Source organism: Aeromonas sp. MR16 (assembly GCF_022549315.1).
Taxonomy (GTDB): domain Bacteria; phylum Pseudomonadota; class Gammaproteobacteria; order Enterobacterales; family Aeromonadaceae; genus Aeromonas; species Aeromonas aquatica.
The window spans coordinates 45,703-61,117 of sequence record NZ_JAKZFK010000026.1; the positions used below are offsets into that span (position 1 = coordinate 45,703).

Here is a 15,415-nt window from a genome sequence, read left to right on the forward strand (position 1 = left end):
GCGCCATCATTCACCGGATGGAGGCGCCGTGGCGTACCCCGAAGAGATCCGCAATGCGGCGAAGGGACTCTACCTTAAACGATGGACACCCCAGGAGATCAAGGACGAACTGGGGCTCAACTCCTGTCGCATCATCTACTACTGGGCCGAAAAGCTCGGCTGGCGTGACCTGCTGACCGAAGAGGCGGTGGAGGATGCCATTGCCCGCCGCGTCAATGTGTTGCTGGATCGCGAGAAGAAAACCCCCGGCGAGCAGGAGGAGCTGGACCGGCTCATCGGCCACCATGTCAGCCTCAAAGAGAAGGCGCTCAAGTGGGCCGAGCGTGAGCAGGCCCTCAAGACTCAGCGGGCGGAAGGGAGTGAACCCGGGCCCAGCCGTGGCAAGCGTGAGCACAACAGCCAGGGAGGGGGCGGCCGCAAGGGCGGCAAGAAGGCCAAGAACGAGATCGGGCACCTGACGGCCGATGACTTTACCGAGTGGCTGGGCACCCTGTTCGGCTATCAGTTGCGTGTGCGGGAGGCCAAGAACGACCCGGCGCTGCCGCGCACCCGCAACATCCTCAAGTCCCGTCAGATCGGCATGACCTACTACTTCGCCGGCGAGGCGCTGGAAGATGCGGTGCTGACCGGCGGCAACCAGATTTTCCTGTCTGCCACCCGGGCCCAGGCCGAGGTGTTCCGCTCCTACATCTGCAAGATTGCCCAGACCTTCCTGGGCGTCACCCTGACCGGCAACCCCATCGTGCTGTCGAATGGGGCCGAGCTGCACTTCTGCTCCACCAACTCCAACAGTGCCCAGTCCCGATCCGGCAACGTCTACATCGACGAATACTTCTGGATCCCCAACTTCGAGAAACTGTCTGATGTGGCCAGTGCCATGGCGACCCAGAGCCACTGGCGCAAGACCTACTTCTCGACCCCGTCGAGCAAGGTGCACGAGGCTTACCGGTTCTGGACCGGGGATCGCTGGAAAGGGCAGCGCCCGAGCCGGGTGGCCATCGACTTCCCAGGCGAAGATGACCTACGCGATGGCGGCCGCGTCTGTCCTGACAGGCAATGGCGCTACGTCATCACCATCGAGGACGCCATTCGCCTTGGTTGCCACCTCATCGACATCGAGGAGCTCAAGGACGAGTACCCGGAGGAGGTGTTCGACCGCCTCTACATGTGCCGCTTCATCGACGATGCCCTGTCGGTGTTCAAGTTTCAGGACATGGAGCGGGCAGGGGTGGACCCCACCCGATGGGAGGACTACAAGCCCGGGCGGCCTGACCCGTTCGGACGTCGCGAGGTGTGGATGGGCTATGACCCGAGCCGCACCCGCGACAACGCCACCCTGGTGGTGGTCGCCCCGCCCACTGTCTCCGGTGAGCGCTTCCGGGTGCTGGAAAAGCACTACTGGCGCGGGCTCAACTTCCAGTTCCAGGCGCAGGAGATCGAGCGCATTGCCAAGAAATTCCGGGTCACCTATCTCGGGGTCGATGTCTCCGGCATCGGCGCCGGGGTGTTTGACCTCTTGAAGCCGGTGTTCAAAGGGGTGTGCCACCCCATCAACTACAGCATCGAGAGCAAGTCGCGGCTGGTGCTCAAGATGATCGATGTGGTGGAGGCGAACCGCATCGAGTGGGACAGCTCGGATCGGGACATCCCGCTGGCGTTCCTAGCCATCAAGCGCAGCACCACCGGCGGTGGCCAGATGACCTTCCGCGCGGCCCGTGACAACGTGACCGGGCACGCCGACGTATTTTTTGCCATTGCCCACGCCGTGGCCAACGAACCCCTTGATACCCACCGCAAACGCAAATCCACCTGGGCAACCAGCCAAGAGAAGAAGGCAGCATGACCAAGCGACAGACACAACAACCGGCCCAGGCGGCCGCATCAACCCCTCGGCCCTCGGTGGTGTTCAGCATGCCCGAGGCCATCGACCCCACGGCCTGGATGACCGATTACACCGGGGTGTTTTACAACCCCTATGGGGAATACTACCAGCCACCTATCGACCGCAAGGGGCTGGCCAAGGTGGCCCGGGCCAATGCCCACCACGGGGCCATCCTGATGGCGAGGCGAAACATGGTCGCCGGTCGCTTCACCAACCAACGTGCCACCATCACGGCGTTCGTACACAACTACCTGCAGTTTGGTGATGGGGGGTTGCTCAAGCTGCGCAACAGTTTCGGCCAGGTGGTGGGGCTGCACCCGCTCTCGAGCGTCTATCTGCGCCGGCGCGAGGATGGGTGCTTTGTCTACCTGCAGCAGGGCAAGCAGAACCTGATTTACCGCCCGGATGATGTGATTTGGCTGGCCCAGTATGACCCCGAGCAGCAGGTCTATGGCATGCCCGATTACCTGGGCGGCCTGCAGTCGGCACTGCTCAACCAGGACGCCACCCTGTTCCGACGCCGCTACTTCCTCAACGGCGCCCACATGGGGTTCATCTTCTACGCGACCGACCCCAACATGGACGACGACACCGAGGAGGAGATGAAGGAGATGATCGCGAACTCCAAGGGGGTGGGGAACTTCCGCTCGATGTTCGTGAACATCCCCGATGGCAAGCCCGATGGCATCAAGCTGATCCCGGTGGGGGATATCGCCACCAAGGACGAGTTCGCGGCCATCAAGGGGATCACTGCCCAGGATGTGCTGACGGCGCATCGGTACCCGCCAGCGCTGGCCGGCATCATCCCAACCAATGGCGGGGGCGGGCTCGGGGATCCCGAGAAGTACGACGCCACCTATGCCCGAAACGAGGTGCTGCCGCTGTGTGAATTGGTGCAGGACGCCATCAACAGCGCTGGCCTGCCCCGGGCGCTGTGGGTCACGTTTCGAGAAACGATAGGGGCTGCTGTATAAAAACACAGTCTTATTGATGTAAGATGCAATCTGGTGATTGAGATTTCGATTTGTCGGGAGGGGTGATGCGGGTTTTTTGCAAAGAGTGTGGCCAGAGAGGCCGTATTACCAAGACCAATCGGCTTAGCAATGAGGTCTCTGATCTCTATTGTCAGTGCACCGATGCTGAGTGTGGTCATAGCTGGGTAGCCACACTGTCGTTCACTCACACGCTGAGTCCGTCGGCCAGGACGACGAACCAGTTGGTGCTGGGGCTGCTTGGATCACTGACGCCAGAGGGGCGGCAGTTGGTACTGAAAGGACTGGGGGCGCAATAGCGCCCCTCGCTTTTTTCAACTCAGTATTGCGAGAGGGCTTGCTCCGCCTCGATGTCCTGGTCGGCGCAGGCCTTGATCATGACCCACCCACCTATCTTCCCCATCCTGTCGGCACAGGATTCCACTTTCTTCATGTGCTTTGCGTACTTGTCTTGATTGTTCAAGATGGCCTGCCGCGCTTCTATGTTCTGGTCTGAGCAGGCTTTGACCATGCTCCAGCCATATTCCTTGGTGGTTCTGACACAGAACTTGACGATCTTCTCGTGGGGCCGGTAGTTGGCCAGCAGCTGTTCAAAGGCCTCAAGATCCTGGTCCACACAGGCCTTGACCATGGCGGCGCCGTACTGGTTCATCTGGTCTTTGCAGCGCTCGATGACCGCTGTTTTTTCGGTATCACTGATGGCCATGACGGAGGTGGCCAGCAACAGCAGGCTGGCCGCGATAACTCGATTCATCTTGTTGTTCTCATTTGGGCGTGAATCTGCATGCTATCAAAACCTCCGCCCCCTTGGCTCGTGACCGGTCACTTTTCAGTTAACTGGCCTCTTTTCTTGTTCCTCCAGCATCATGCCCAATTCGCATAGCGTGGCGATAGCCCGGCACATGCCCTCCCTGTCTTCCAGTTTCAGGTCCGGGGTGACTTTCGCTATCTCCCTGATTGAACTGTAAATCTCTGTTTGAATCCCCGCCTGCACATTGCCTCCTACTGCTGGTTAGACCTGACAATTTTATCTGTGACCTGATTGCATATCTCGACGTTCGCCGACTAGATTTTTCATATCTGTGAATTTTGACCTGTCAGATCTGACAGTCATCACGGCCCCGAGCACGGGCACCTGATGGAGGCGCCCCATGAAAAAGAAAATCAACCTCGCCCGGGCCTATGTGGTTCGTGCCAAAGGCATAACTCGCGCCGTGCTGAAACGCCATGGCATGACCAACGCTGCCACAGGCAAGGTCATCCATGTTGCTCCCGCGACGATTGGCCGCTGGCTTGATGACCAGACTCCCACCTTTTTTGACCTGGAACACGCCGCCGCCATCTGTATCCATCTCGGGATCCCTCTGTCTCATCTGCTGCCACCCAGTGACTGGCTGGTCGGGAACCTCTACAAAACCCACCATCACCAGCGCAGGGATCAACTGATGGCCCTGAGCGAGGATGAGATCGATTGGCTGCTGGCGGTTCGCGCCGGTGCTATGGCCTGTTATCGCTGATGCCCATCATAAGGCCTTGGATCTGACGCACCAAGGGGGACTCATGCCGACCATTAATTCCAGGTAATATAATACCCTCCGGCATGGCTGGATAATTTCACAATTGGTTTAAGTGGTCGCATCATAGCCATGTTGAATATTGCAAGTCAAACATCTTTAAAGCTGATAACACTTATCTGTTATTTTTTTGAAAATATAAGCAAGCGAAAGTGCACCGCTCACTAGACATATATGTCTAGGCCGCCCACCCCCAGCGCTCTACAAGCTAGTGAATTGATCACTAGGCGCTAGACGATTGAGCACAAGCCCCGCTACAACTGGCTTTGTACGTTTTACGCTCATTAGATCTTTAAACGGCATTTAAACCACCTTTAAACACCATTCAAATATTCAATACTTTGAAATTTTTTAACGCCGACCATGAATATTTTGAAAGTGGTGCAGTAATTTTAATAGTGGTGCAGTTATTCAATAGTGGGGACTGTTATTTTAAGGTTGGTTCGGTTGCCAGAAATATAAAAAGCATATGCAATTAATATTAAAAAGCCCCTCGGTGAGGGGCTTGATGCTTTTCTTGGTGTCGGTGTCGCACCGTTCATCACGTCACAGCGCCAGCGCCTTGTCGCCCTGGGTGTGCCAGCACTGAGCCTCTCCCTTGAAGGTCCCGCCGCATCCTTCTGGCAATGCGCAGTCGCAGTTCTGGCAGGTCTGCTGTTTCAGCTCAGCTTCCTGCTCCAACCAGCGTTCCCAGTCCCGCCGGATCAGAGTGCTGATATACTCGTCTGCGGAATATGGCTCACCGCTGCCAGCCCGAGCAATGCGCAGGTGGTTGAGTTGCTGGCGCTCCCGTTCTGACATCCTAACCTCCACGCGAGTTATTCCTAGGGCTGCATTCCGTTCGCGTTGTTCCCGCTTGCGTTTAGTGGCTGGGTTCATGCAGTGTCCTTCTCTTCGGCTATCAGCCGCAGTATCTCGCTCACATGCTGGCGCACCTCTATCACCTCACCGCCGAACAGATGCACGTATGAGTGGATTCCATGCCAGTGGCCTGATGTGGATGGCTCACTCACTCTGGCGATGGCATCAGGGTTAACCGCATGTTGACGGCCCCTGGTATCTGTTAGCTGGATCATGCCGCCCCCTTCCTGACCACCATGGCATCCTGCTTGGCCCACGCCCGCCAGCTGGAGATGGTCGCCTCAGTCGGAGGAGTGTCGGTGGTTGGGTGGCCATACACCACATGGGTAACCGTGCCGCGGTCGTTCTGCTTGGTGGCCCTAACTTCCCTGGTGGTACCGAAGCGGGTGAGCACATCTCCCTGTACCGGATGTTTGCGGGGGTCTCTCATGATTGAGCTCCTGTTTCGATTTGACGGTGGTCAGCCACTACCTGGTGCAGTGCCGGCCGGTATGTTGGGTTGAGCTGTGCGGCAGCACCCGGGTTGGCGCGGTCGATGGCGCTGCCCGGGGCGATAAAGAGGGTGCGGCCGGTCACGGCGCACCGGATAGTTCCGCTCTGGTCGATGGCCACGGGGGTCAGTCCGTCCACGATATGGCGGCGGCCAACCGAGCGGCCATCAGCTGTCAGCACTGGCACGGTGGGGCGGCTGGACTTGGCCTGAAACGGGTTCGGCACCTCGGCGGCGATGGCCGGCAGGGCCAGCAGCGATGGGCGTGGATGGCGACGGCGCAGGATGGCGCAGGCCACGTTCTGCTGCTTGCCCTTGAGCATCCCCACCCACTGGCTGATCTCGTTGGCAGGCCAGCGCTGCTGGAGGATGCAGGTCACCCGGTTATCCAGGCGGCGGTACTCTTCGTTGCTGGCTGTCTGCTTGCTGTTCATGTTCATGCCCACTCCTCGCTGTAGTCGTCCTGTTCCTGCATCCACTCCGGCACGTCCAGCCGTTCCAGCACCCGCCACATCTCACTGCGGTAAGGCTCCGGCAGCATCTCTATCCAGTTGCGGGTACCGGTATGGCCCTGCGCCTGGTAGACCTTGCCGCAGAGCTCAACCAGCATCGGCCAGTCCTCATCGCCTTCCGGTACCGCGTACTCATCCGGCTGGTTCGACTCGGCTGGCGACGGGCCCTCTGGCACCCAGTCCGGCTCGCTCGGGAGCGCTCGGCCCGACTGCACCTGGCCGTTCTCAAGCCGGAGGGTGTAGCCGTCCGCAGTCACGCTGGCACCTGCCCGCAAACGCCCGATAGAGAAGGGAGATAAACCCCATTGCTCTGCCATCAACTGATCCGCGAACGCCTCAGGATCCGGCTGCGTACAGTTATTGTCAGAGCTCCAAGGTGCCGGGCTGTCGCCCGACTTAACTGCAACACCCACACCCACACCCACACCGGTAGCCCCGGCGGCCTTGGCGGCCTCATAGGTGCCTGCTGGCACCACTTCCCACCCTTGCAGGCGGGTCTTGATACCCAGGCGAGCGGTGTGCAGCCCCATCAGGCGCTTGATGTCTTCGCCGTAAGCGTTGGCCTGCTCCTCGATGAGGTGGGCCAGCTTGATAGGGTGCTCGGCGCGGGTAGAGAGGGCCCCGCCCATGGCTTCGAGGTAGCAGCGGAAGATGCCGTTATCGGCGGCATAGCGGGCGGCCTCAAAGCGCGGGTCTTGCAAGACCGGCTTGGGTGGCCCCACCAGATCGCCGTGCTTCTTGGCGTTGCTGATGCGGCGCAGCTCGCGCCATACCCCGACAGGGGCGCCGCCGATCTGCTGGAAGGTGCGGATCCCCCACCAACTGGCCCAGGCGCAGGCATGCTGGGCACCCAGGTCTGCCTTGGTGCCCGCTTCTTCATCACCATCCACATGCTCGCCGTCGATGTTCTTGGCGATATAGGCGGCGATGTAGCCGGTGGCGTCCCCTTTGGACGGGTCGATCTCCTTCCAGTCGAAGCGCGGGGTAAAGTCGGTGAAGGGAATGCCCAGGTTGTTGCGCTCCAGCTCCTGCCGATCATCTGTCAGGGCATAACGCTGCAGAGTGTCGATCACCCCATTCCGGTCGCATTTGCGCATAAACAGCAGCATGTGCCAGTGCGGCGTGCCATCGTGGTGCGGCTCACAAACCCGGAAGCCATAGATAGGCATGCCCCAGCGCTTCAGGTATGAACGGGCCCGGCTCCAGAGCTGGCCCAGATAGGCGCAGGTGTCGCGCGGGGTGGCGCCCTGGTACTTGTCATTTTCGATGGTCTTGCCGTTGCGGCCCGTCTTCCAGGCATGGAAGCGGCTCGGGGCTGTCCAGGTGAAGAACACCCCCACATGGCCCTGCTCCTCGGCGTAGTCTTCAAAGCCGCGCATGCGGGTCATCATCTCGGCGCGGCGGTTGACCGGGTTGGCATTGCTCGCTTCCCAGCAGTCCTTCATCGAGACAACCAAGTCGTGCTGCTCGTTCATCACCTCCGACTCGGCCAGCCAGCGCATCATGGCCCGCTTGCGCTCGCGCACCACCTTCATGGTGGCGTTCGAGACGTAGGCTGAGACCCCCTTGCGCACCTTGCCCAGCAGAATGGCGATGTGCTCTTGCAGCCTGTCCCAGCAGCGGTTGATACGCCTTTCCCACCACTTGGCAGATAGCAGGCGCACCATCACGCCCAGGATCCAGTTATCCCGCGCCTCTCTGGTTTTGAAGTCCGGCATCCTGCCGACGAATCCCCACTGGTCTGCCGGCTGTTTGATGGCCTCCCATGTCTCCATCAGATCCAGCTCACCGGCGGCGGCGTTCTGCTCGATGTTCTTCCAGATGGCGGCAGTCTGGTTGGCGAACTGGTGGGCCACCCGCTTGCGCCCGTCATCATCGCGTAGCTGCTGGGCATCGACCGGCAGGGCCATCACCAGGGAGCGGACCCACTTCACCCGTTCCCGCAGCCAGATGTTTGCGCTGCGGCAGTTGCGGGTGGTGCCATCTTTGCGGCGGCGCACGTACTGCTTGAACAGCACCTGGGTGAACTGCATGGAGAGGCCATCGAGCAGCTGCACCGCCCAGACCAGATCGGATTCACCAGGGGCACCGACAAAGGCGGCCTCCAGCTTGGTGCCCGGCATGGCATTGGCGAGGGCATCGATACGGGCCTTGAGGGTCTTCTTGGATAGCGGCAGCTGGTTGCGTTTTGGCGTCGGCAGGCGGCTGATGGCAAAACCAAGATGGCCAGCCTCGGCGGCTGGCCCTGTTTTTTGTTGGTTGGTCATTGGTGATTGCTACCCGACAGCTCTTTGATGTTGTTCCGGCAGGAGGCCAGCGCATGGCGGGCATGCCTCGCCATCTTTCTGGCTGCGACACACTGGCGTAGGGTCAGGGAGACCGTGCAGCGCGGGCGAGGGGATAGCTGACGCATTTCCAGCAGGTCGCGCTGGTAGCTGCGCAGGCGGGCCTCGTCGCTCATCATTGTGACGAACCATCTATCCAAACGGGTTTGCAGGTCTGCGATCAGGCGGTGGCTCATTTGATGGTCTCCCCCAGTCCGTGGAGCGGTTCGCAGTCTGCCCACCACTCGGCGATCTCTCTGGCCAGCGCCACCTCACCGCCACCCAGCGCCAACCAGTACACGGCGCGGATGGCGCCAAGGGCCAGCAGCTCCTGGGTGATATTGCGGTTGCGCTTGGCGTCGCAGCCCGAGGTGTTGAATTCCTCCTGTGCCGCCTCCCAGTGCTTGGTCAGCGGGCTGACCGGCGCCGGCGGCTGCATGTGGGCGGGGCCCGCCTCTATGGTGCCTTGGTCATCCAGCGGTGCCTCCAGTTCAAACAGGTCTGTCATGCTGCACCCCCTACAACCACGCATCCGTTCACCGGTGACCAGCTTGAGATGGGCACTTGCAGGCCCAGCTTGTTTTGATCACGCTCGCCGCTCAGCAGCATGAGTGCTTGTTCGTTGCAGCTTTCGCAGCCACACCACTGGCCTCCGCACTGGCAGAACTCTTGCTCGCCGTGTTTCTCCCTGGAGTAGAGCGAGAGGCGCAGGCAGTCCTGACACATCACAAAGAAGCTGATGCGGATAACGCTCAGGCGATTAGGTCGGATCGGCACCTTGACGGTTTGCATCACGGAGGCATCGGGGCCAGAGGCCATATCAACGCCAATGAAGAACGGGTTATCCATAAACGGCAGCAGGTCATCAACCGGCACCTGAGCGGCATCGTCTTGCGGCTGGAATACCATCCGCTCTTCTTCGAGATCCCACGTAAAACCGCTTCTTCCCTCGGCGAACAGCCATTCATCCGCAGCCTGTGGGTTGGCTGCGGCGAACTCGTTGAACAAGCGAAGGAACATCAGGTCTTGGCTCATGCCTCATCCCCCATCACGGAGTCGTCATCGAGCAGATCCGCAGGGCAGCTGGTCACGACCAGTTGCACCTGGATGTACTCATCCCCGGAGTAGAGCTCGCCCAGGGCGATGCGGTTTGTCTGCTCAGTGCTGGCCAGCAGCTCGGTCAGCAGCGGCAGCACGGCCCGCTCTGCCCGCTTGGCGATGTGAATGGCGTCGATGCTCATGCCTGGGCCCTCCGGTTCATGGTGTGGAATAGCTGGTGCCAGCGCAGTTGCAGGCGGGCCTGCTCGCGCAGATTGCGGCCCTCGGGGCCGCGCTTGGTGGTGTAGGTCTTCGCCCTGATGCGGTGCGGCAGATCGGCCAAATCGGCCATGGCTGCCTGCCGGGTGATGGGGTGGAACAGCTTTTTCATGCCACCCCCTCGATGATGCGGATGGCGCCTGAGAGCATGCGCTCCATGCGGGCATACCCGTTCTGGCCGCGCAGCCAGGTGGTGCCGCAGTTGGTGTAACCCTGCTGCACCAGGTAGGCGCTGGCGGCCTTGATGGTCGGTTCGGTGTGACGAGTGATAACGGCGGCCATGATCAGATCCCCCCACGGCTGTTGACGCATGACCAGACCGCACGCCAGGCCATGGCGGCCGGGCGTTCTACTGCATGGATCAGGTCAGGGCTGGCGTTGTAGCGCTGACCCAGGCGGGCCAGCTTGCGGTTTTGCAGGCGCAGGTTGCGCACTGTGTCGAGAATGGCTAGAGTTGGCATGTCGATTTTCCTAGTCGATAAGTGACTGATGAAAGCCCCGCGGTGTTCCACCACCTTTGCGGGGTTTTTTATTGCCCGATTGCTCGCGGGCCGCTTTGTGTCATCTGGTTGGCGGCCATGACGGCGCGCTTCATGCGCAGCTTGGCGGCACGTTCCTTCTTCTCTCTCTCGATATCCCCGATGGGTCTGGTCACTGGCGCCGGGTGCCACACCTTGGCGTCACAGCCGCCGCGAAACTCCCCCTGATACTCCAGCGCGATCACCGCCATCCTGACCGCCTCGCGCTGGGCATGGGGCAGGGCTGACAAGGTGGCCGTCATCAGCTCGCCCCGCGGCTGGCGGGCGATGGCACAGATGGCGGCTTTCTTGGCCTGGCTCAGAGCCAGCCAGTCGGTGTCCAGACTGGAGCGCGTTTTGCCGAACAACTCCCGCAGGATCTGGCAGCCAGCGGTGTTCATGGCCACCTGCTCCAGCGGAGTCAGGCCCGCGAGGTTGCGCTCTTCGTGGTTGATGGGTGTCTGTTGCATGGGTCTCCCCTTACATGGTCATGGTTTGCATCAGGATGTCTGATGCGCAGGCGACGGCCGGCACGGCTTGAAAGCGGGCCTCGACATCGTGGATGAGCAGTGCCAGCGACCCCATGGCGGCGGTGGCGACACTGATGATGGTGTTGCGTTCGGTGCGGGTGACCCGTCCCCGTTCGGCCAGCTCCACCGCACGCAGGCCGATACTGGCAACGTCAGCGTTGAGGCGGATCGCCTGGTGGGGTAGGGATGGCGCCCGGTCGGCGCTGGGGATGGCGATGGCCGTCAGGCCGCACTCCAGCAGCATGCCGTCGATCAGGGTTTCGTCCCCGTCGGTGGCGTGGTAGAGCGCGATCAGATCGACCACGGTCAGCTGGTGCGGCTGGTCAGGACTGAGCTTGTTCCTCAGCACCTGGGCGTCGATGCCAGCGGAGGGGGCGATCTGGCTGATCACGTGATTGGATTTAAATCTGCTGCATGCAGATTCGAGGTGCGGGTGTTTGCAGTCGCTACTGATAAACATGGTTCTCGCTCCATTGAGTGCCATAGTGATCAGGAGGTTGCAGAGAGATAGGCTGCTGCTGCGGCTTTGTGGTAGAGCGCGACCATGTTGATCAGGACGCGGTGCTTTGGGCCTGGTTTTGGCATGATCTGCAGCTCACCACTGGAGATCATCTTCTTGACGGTGCCAACAGGGATGCCGGTATCGGCGCTATAGCGCTCGATGGTTTTGACTGGTGTGTCGATCTTGAGTGCAATCTCTGACATGATAGATCCCCTTAAACGTTGCTCAATACGGCTCGATATAGCTCTAATGCTTCAATTCAATCTCACAAAGTGAATTGTTGATCTAAAAAGTTGCTTGGTCAAGCCGAAGGAGTATTAATAGCCCGATAAAGTTCTATAAGGTGCTTTATGACTACGGAGAAAGCTTTAAAGGTTGATTTTGATCAGTCATCCTTCTCAGAACGACTTACTAAGGTGATAGGCAACGAACCAATTCGCGCTTTTGCTCGACGAGCAGACATGAGCGATAGCGGCCTCAAGCGCTATCTGTATGAGGGAACCATTCCTCCTATTGATCGAGCTTTAAACTTGGCGCGAGCAGGCGGTGTCACCTTTGACTGGCTGGTGTTTGGTATCGGTGAGGCAGGGTCCAGCGCTCGAACAAATCCTCCTATTGCGCCAGCTTCTGATGTTCAAGGCTTTCAGGTAACCGAAGAGTTCACCACGATTCCCGCCTATCAGGTGTTTGCGAGCGCAGGGCATGGCGCCAATATCACAGACGAAGCACTGGCCGAACCGATGGCGTTCCGTACCGACTGGCTGCGCCGAGAGGGGTTTGACCCGGCCAAGATGGCTGTCATCCGGGCCAAGGGCGACAGCATGGAGCCGACTATCAACGATGGTGATGTGATCCTGGTTCGCCTGAAGAACGGGGAAGCACCCCGCGATGGGCTCTATGTGCTGCGCCTCGATGGCGGCCTGTTCGTCAAGCGCCTGCAGTTCGACTTGGGCGGCGTGCGCATCATCTCCGACAACCCCCTGTACAAATCCCGTGACCTGAGCAAGGCCGAACTGGCCGAGCTGGATCTGGTTGGCCGCGTGGTTTGGGCCGGTAAGAAATTCTGATGGCAGTTAGAGATAGCGAAGGCCAGGCAAATCAGGTGGTGGTGTACAGCCATGTCGGTTCGTAAAACAGATCACAAGACAAAACCCTGGCTGTCTGAAATTTACCCGGATGGCCGAGATGGGCCCCGGAAGCGCAAGCGCTTTGCCACCAAGGGGGAGGCGCTGGCGTGGGAATCCCACATGCTCACCGCCAAGCCCTGGCAACAGACAGAAGCAGTGGCCGTTACCGGTGATGAGCGGCGGCTGTCAGACCTCGTTGCCGCCTGGTTCGGACGCCACGGCCAGACCCTGGCTGACGGTGAACGGCGACGAGACAAATTGGTGTGGCTGTGCGAGGCACTGGATAACCCCATTGCGACCGAGTTCACCTCCGAGCACTTCTCGGCATACCGGGAGCGCCGGCTGGCTGGTGAGCTCTATGTGCCTGGGCAGCGCAAGCAGGTGACGCCGACCACCATCAACCGGGAGCAGCTTTATCTGCAGGCGGTATTCAATGAGCTGGCACGCCTGGGAGTGTGGAGCGGCGGTAACCCGCTGGCCGATCTGCGCCAGTACAAGGTGCAGGAAAGCGAGCTGGCCTATCTCTCCCAGGATGAAATCGAGCAACTGCTCGATGCCTGCAAAGAGCAGCGGGATCTGTGGCTCATTGTGATGCTCTGCCTCTCGACCGGTGCTCGCTGGTCCGAGATTGAGAAGGTCAGCCGATCCCAGATCGGCATGGGCCGGATCACCTTCACCAAGACCAAGGGCAAGCGAAACCGGACTGTTCCCGTTGCTCCCTGGTTGCTGGCCATGCTGCCCCGGCGAACCGGCCGCCTGTTCGATGATTGTTATGCCGACTTCGAGAAGGCGATCAGACGGGCTGGCATCAAGTTGCCCGCTGGGCAGAGCACCCACGTTCTGCGCCATACCTTCTCCAGTCACTTCATGATGAACGGCGGCAACATCCTGGTGCTACAGCGCATCCTCGGCCACACCGACATCAAGATGACAATGCGCTATGCCCACTTTGCCCCCGATCACCTGGAAGATGCGGTGCGTCTCAACCCGATCACCGCGCTAAAAAATGGCGACAAAGTGGCGACCGAGGCCCCTTACATCTAGCGATATTTAGCCATATTGCTTTTTTCAGCCCCTTTGAAATCAGTAACCTATTGATTTAAAAGGCATCCCATCGGTTTCAAAATCCGCCGTTGAAAGACGTGTCGGTTCGAGTCCGACCCCGGGCACCATTTAGAATTCAATGACGTAAGGCCACCCAAGCGGGTGGCCTTACGTTTTTCTGGCCCCCCAACATGGCGACGTGTCCACATCGTGTCCACATCGTGTCCACCTAGGTTTAGGTGATCGGGTTATTGTCGTGTCCACTGCTGCTAGAGCAGTACCAAGCGTGACCGGACACACTTCACAGACAACCTATTTTCCGTGGAGCAGGCCAGCCAGCGCACCAAGGCCGTAGCGCCCTTTCAAAATTTCAGTTATCAGATCAGCCCTCATCACACCTAACCGGCTGAAACTAAGCGCCTTCCAGCCAGCTCCAAGCAACCCCCGCAGATCCTTCCCGATCGTTCAAATTCCCATGGAAAGTACGACAATCCCAATATATTCAATGAGTTATGTTTTCATCATCGTTATCCAGCGCCCCGCCGAACGGTAAAACCCTGCAATTTCTTTCGATCTTTTCAGATCCTAACCAAGCCGCAGATCCTTTATCTGGCGCGCTCTGGGCCTATGGCTTTGCGGTAATCCACTTTTGCAAAAAATTTTATTGGTGCGGCGCGCAGGTGGGAGCGGAAGAGCACGGTTTCCGTGGCGCAGACGCGGCGGTGGGCGTCGCCGCCGTGCGCTGGGAGGCTGAGCACGTCCGGGGCGCCGCCGTGCTCCACCTCGTCGATGGTGTAGGTGCCCTTGTCCACCGGGGCACTGCCCTACCAGCCAATCAGGGCTTGCAGCTGCGCCCCTCGCCGCGGCAAGGCCAGCTTGCCGTCGGTGTCATCGAGGGAGAGCTCTATGGTGTCAACTTCGAAACCCCGGTTGTCAGCCAAGGAGAGGCCTATCAGGCGGGGGCGAATGGCGGCGGAAATATCCTGGCCATCGACCAGGATCTGGTAAGCCGGGGCGCGATGCTGGTTCATGTCATCACCCGGCCATAGAGACTGCTCAGCGTGCGCCCGGTCAGCTTCTGGCCGACCGTCGCTATCTCGTCATCCACCTGCTTGAGTTTGAGGGTGAACTCGATGCGCTGCGCCATCGCGGAAGAACTCCGAGCGGGTCACGCTGGTCCCTTCAATGACAAACCTGCCGCGCATCACCCCATCGCCCTGCAGCAGCGGGAAGGCTTGCCCGGTATCGGCCATGGAGTGCAGCAAATCGAGGCTGACCGGGCCGCCGGTCACCTCTGGATAGAGTGAGCCCGACAGGGGGCTGGTCTCATCGTCGCGACCGGTGAACTGGTAGGCCGGGGCGGTGCCAATGCGGGCATTGCCCGGGTGGCGCCAGCCGCGCTCATCCTGCTGTGATTGGGAGGCAAAGGTTCGGCGCTCAAACACGAACCACCTCAGGGTCATCATCATGGTGGGCTCCTCTTACTGGTTATCGCGGGTGGAGGCGTTGCCGATGCCGTCAAGCAGGGGGGCGAACGGCTTGAAGGCATCGAACACCGGCAGCAGGCCAACCAGGTGTAGTGGTCAACTAAATCCGGACACTTGGTTAGGCCGAGCCTCGGCTTTTGCTGGCGCGATCCCGTCATTGTGTTGATGGGGACGCCGCCAGTTGTAGTAATCCATCAGGTAGTAACTGATATCCCGCTTCGCCTCCCGCAGGTTCATATATCCCGTTGTCGGGAG

The 15,415-nt window shown here is 59.9% G+C and carries 24 protein-coding genes and 1 pseudogene; 6 read left to right on the plus strand and 19 right to left on the minus strand.

Going from position 1 to position 15,415, the window contains the following annotated elements; all coding sequences use genetic code 11:
- Positions 1 to 28 precede the first annotated feature (28 nt).
- The 3 genes from MM194_RS16865 to MM194_RS16875 all read left to right on the plus strand — a co-directional run bounded on the left by MM194_RS16865 (position 29) and on the right by MM194_RS16875 (position 3,173).
- Positions 29 to 1,843 carry a terminase family protein gene (locus MM194_RS16865; protein ID WP_241344203.1) on the plus strand — a complete coding sequence of 605 codons (1,815 nt, stop codon included), beginning with the start codon at positions 29 to 31 and terminating at the stop codon, positions 1,841 to 1,843.
- Positions 1,840 to 2,856 carry a phage portal protein gene (locus MM194_RS16870; RefSeq protein WP_241344204.1) on the plus strand — a complete coding sequence of 339 codons (1,017 nt, stop codon included), beginning with the start codon at positions 1,840 to 1,842 and terminating at the stop codon, positions 2,854 to 2,856. The genes MM194_RS16865 and MM194_RS16870 overlap by 4 nt, the downstream gene beginning before the upstream one ends.
- 65 nt (positions 2,857 to 2,921) lie before the next feature.
- Positions 2,922 to 3,173 carry an ogr/Delta-like zinc finger family protein gene (locus MM194_RS16875; protein ID WP_161648005.1) on the plus strand — a complete coding sequence of 84 codons (252 nt, stop codon included), beginning with the start codon at positions 2,922 to 2,924 and terminating at the stop codon, positions 3,171 to 3,173.
- A 20-nt stretch (positions 3,174 to 3,193) separates the two neighbouring features.
- On the opposite strand, the gene MM194_RS16880 is transcribed toward MM194_RS16875, so the two are convergent.
- Entirely contained in the window at positions 3,194 to 3,628 is a 435-nt protein-coding gene (locus tag MM194_RS16880; RefSeq protein ID WP_102949125.1) for a hypothetical protein, read from the minus strand.
- Positions 3,629 to 4,025: 397 nt separating this feature from the next.
- On the opposite strand from MM194_RS16880, the gene MM194_RS16885 reads away from it, so the two are divergent.
- Positions 4,026 to 4,391, plus strand: a complete 366-nt coding sequence (locus MM194_RS16885; RefSeq protein ID WP_102949126.1) for a helix-turn-helix transcriptional regulator — start codon at positions 4,026 to 4,028, stop codon at positions 4,389 to 4,391.
- Positions 4,392 to 4,994: 603 nt separating this feature from the next.
- Here MM194_RS16885 and MM194_RS16890 read toward each other — a convergent pair.
- From MM194_RS16890 to MM194_RS16955, 14 genes are all read right to left on the minus strand, one after another.
- Positions 4,995 to 5,249, minus strand: a complete 255-nt coding sequence (locus tag MM194_RS16890; RefSeq protein ID WP_241344205.1) for a hypothetical protein — start codon at positions 5,247 to 5,249, stop codon at positions 4,995 to 4,997.
- 271 nt (positions 5,250 to 5,520) lie between these two features.
- On the minus strand, positions 5,521 to 5,739 hold the full coding sequence (locus tag MM194_RS16895) for a hypothetical protein (RefSeq protein WP_241344206.1): 219 nt from the start codon (positions 5,737 to 5,739) through the stop codon (positions 5,521 to 5,523).
- Positions 5,736 to 6,233: a hypothetical protein gene (locus MM194_RS16900; protein WP_241344219.1), complete on the minus strand. Its 498-nt coding sequence runs from the start codon at positions 6,231 to 6,233 to the stop codon at positions 5,736 to 5,738. Before MM194_RS16900 ends, MM194_RS16895 begins: the two co-directional genes overlap by 4 nt.
- Positions 6,234 to 6,235: 2 nt before the next feature.
- On the minus strand, positions 6,236 to 8,434 hold the full coding sequence (locus tag MM194_RS16905) for a replication endonuclease (RefSeq protein ID WP_241344220.1): 2,199 nt from the start codon (positions 8,432 to 8,434) through the stop codon (positions 6,236 to 6,238).
- A 140-nt stretch (positions 8,435 to 8,574) separates the two neighbouring features.
- A complete protein-coding gene (locus MM194_RS16910) occupies positions 8,575 to 8,832 on the minus strand; it encodes a hypothetical protein (RefSeq protein ID WP_241344207.1) in 258 nt (85 codons plus the stop codon).
- Complete coding sequence (locus MM194_RS16915) at positions 8,829 to 9,143, minus strand: hypothetical protein (RefSeq protein ID WP_241344208.1); 315 nt, start codon at positions 9,141 to 9,143, stop codon at positions 8,829 to 8,831. The genes MM194_RS16910 and MM194_RS16915 overlap by 4 nt, the downstream gene beginning before the upstream one ends.
- Positions 9,140 to 9,670, minus strand: coding sequence for a hypothetical protein (locus MM194_RS16920; RefSeq protein WP_241344209.1), 531 nt, complete (start codon positions 9,668 to 9,670; stop codon positions 9,140 to 9,142). Before MM194_RS16920 ends, MM194_RS16915 begins: the two co-directional genes overlap by 4 nt.
- Positions 9,667 to 9,876 carry a hypothetical protein gene (locus tag MM194_RS16925; RefSeq protein ID WP_161647997.1) on the minus strand — a complete coding sequence of 70 codons (210 nt, stop codon included), beginning with the start codon at positions 9,874 to 9,876 and terminating at the stop codon, positions 9,667 to 9,669. The genes MM194_RS16920 and MM194_RS16925 overlap by 4 nt, the downstream gene beginning before the upstream one ends.
- Positions 9,873 to 10,064, minus strand: a complete 192-nt coding sequence (locus MM194_RS16930; RefSeq protein ID WP_241344210.1) for a hypothetical protein — start codon at positions 10,062 to 10,064, stop codon at positions 9,873 to 9,875. Before MM194_RS16930 ends, MM194_RS16925 begins: the two co-directional genes overlap by 4 nt.
- A complete protein-coding gene (locus MM194_RS16935) occupies positions 10,061 to 10,234 on the minus strand; it encodes a hypothetical protein (protein WP_200886030.1) in 174 nt (57 codons plus the stop codon). Before MM194_RS16935 ends, MM194_RS16930 begins: the two co-directional genes overlap by 4 nt.
- 2 nt (positions 10,235 to 10,236) lie before the next feature.
- Positions 10,237 to 10,413, minus strand: coding sequence for a hypothetical protein (locus MM194_RS16940; RefSeq protein ID WP_193758892.1), 177 nt, complete (start codon positions 10,411 to 10,413; stop codon positions 10,237 to 10,239).
- Between the two features lie 68 nt (positions 10,414 to 10,481).
- Complete coding sequence (locus MM194_RS16945) at positions 10,482 to 10,940, minus strand: hypothetical protein (protein ID WP_241344211.1); 459 nt, start codon at positions 10,938 to 10,940, stop codon at positions 10,482 to 10,484.
- A gap of 10 nt (positions 10,941 to 10,950) precedes the next feature.
- The gene (locus tag MM194_RS16950) at positions 10,951 to 11,460 is read right to left on the minus strand and encodes a phage regulatory CII family protein (protein WP_241344212.1); all 510 of its coding nucleotides are present in this window, start codon (positions 11,458 to 11,460) and stop codon (positions 10,951 to 10,953) included.
- Positions 11,461 to 11,489: 29 nt separating this feature from the next.
- Positions 11,490 to 11,705 carry a hypothetical protein gene (locus tag MM194_RS16955; protein ID WP_015985385.1) on the minus strand — a complete coding sequence of 72 codons (216 nt, stop codon included), beginning with the start codon at positions 11,703 to 11,705 and terminating at the stop codon, positions 11,490 to 11,492.
- Between the two features lie 147 nt (positions 11,706 to 11,852).
- On the opposite strand from MM194_RS16955, the gene MM194_RS16960 reads away from it, so the two are divergent.
- Positions 11,853 to 12,569, plus strand: coding sequence for an XRE family transcriptional regulator (locus tag MM194_RS16960; RefSeq protein ID WP_241344213.1), 717 nt, complete (start codon positions 11,853 to 11,855; stop codon positions 12,567 to 12,569).
- Between the two features lie 51 nt (positions 12,570 to 12,620).
- The gene (locus MM194_RS16965; RefSeq protein ID WP_241344214.1) at positions 12,621 to 13,673 is read left to right on the plus strand and encodes a site-specific integrase; all 1,053 of its coding nucleotides are present in this window, start codon (positions 12,621 to 12,623) and stop codon (positions 13,671 to 13,673) included.
- A 605-nt stretch (positions 13,674 to 14,278) separates the two neighbouring features.
- Here the strand turns inward: MM194_RS16965 and MM194_RS16970 are convergent.
- The 4 genes and pseudogenes from MM194_RS16970 to MM194_RS16985 all read right to left on the minus strand — a co-directional run.
- Complete coding sequence (locus MM194_RS16970; protein WP_241344215.1) at positions 14,279 to 14,485, minus strand: hypothetical protein; 207 nt, start codon at positions 14,483 to 14,485, stop codon at positions 14,279 to 14,281.
- Positions 14,486 to 14,497: 12 nt separating this feature from the next.
- The gene (locus tag MM194_RS16975; protein ID WP_241344216.1) at positions 14,498 to 14,704 is read right to left on the minus strand and encodes a hypothetical protein; all 207 of its coding nucleotides are present in this window, start codon (positions 14,702 to 14,704) and stop codon (positions 14,498 to 14,500) included.
- 69 nt (positions 14,705 to 14,773) lie between these two features.
- A complete protein-coding gene (locus MM194_RS16980; protein WP_241344217.1) occupies positions 14,774 to 15,142 on the minus strand; it encodes a phage tail protein in 369 nt (122 codons plus the stop codon).
- A 114-nt stretch (positions 15,143 to 15,256) separates the two neighbouring features.
- A pseudogene (locus tag MM194_RS16985) lies at positions 15,257 to 15,415 on the minus strand (IS3 family transposase); the annotation flags it as partial.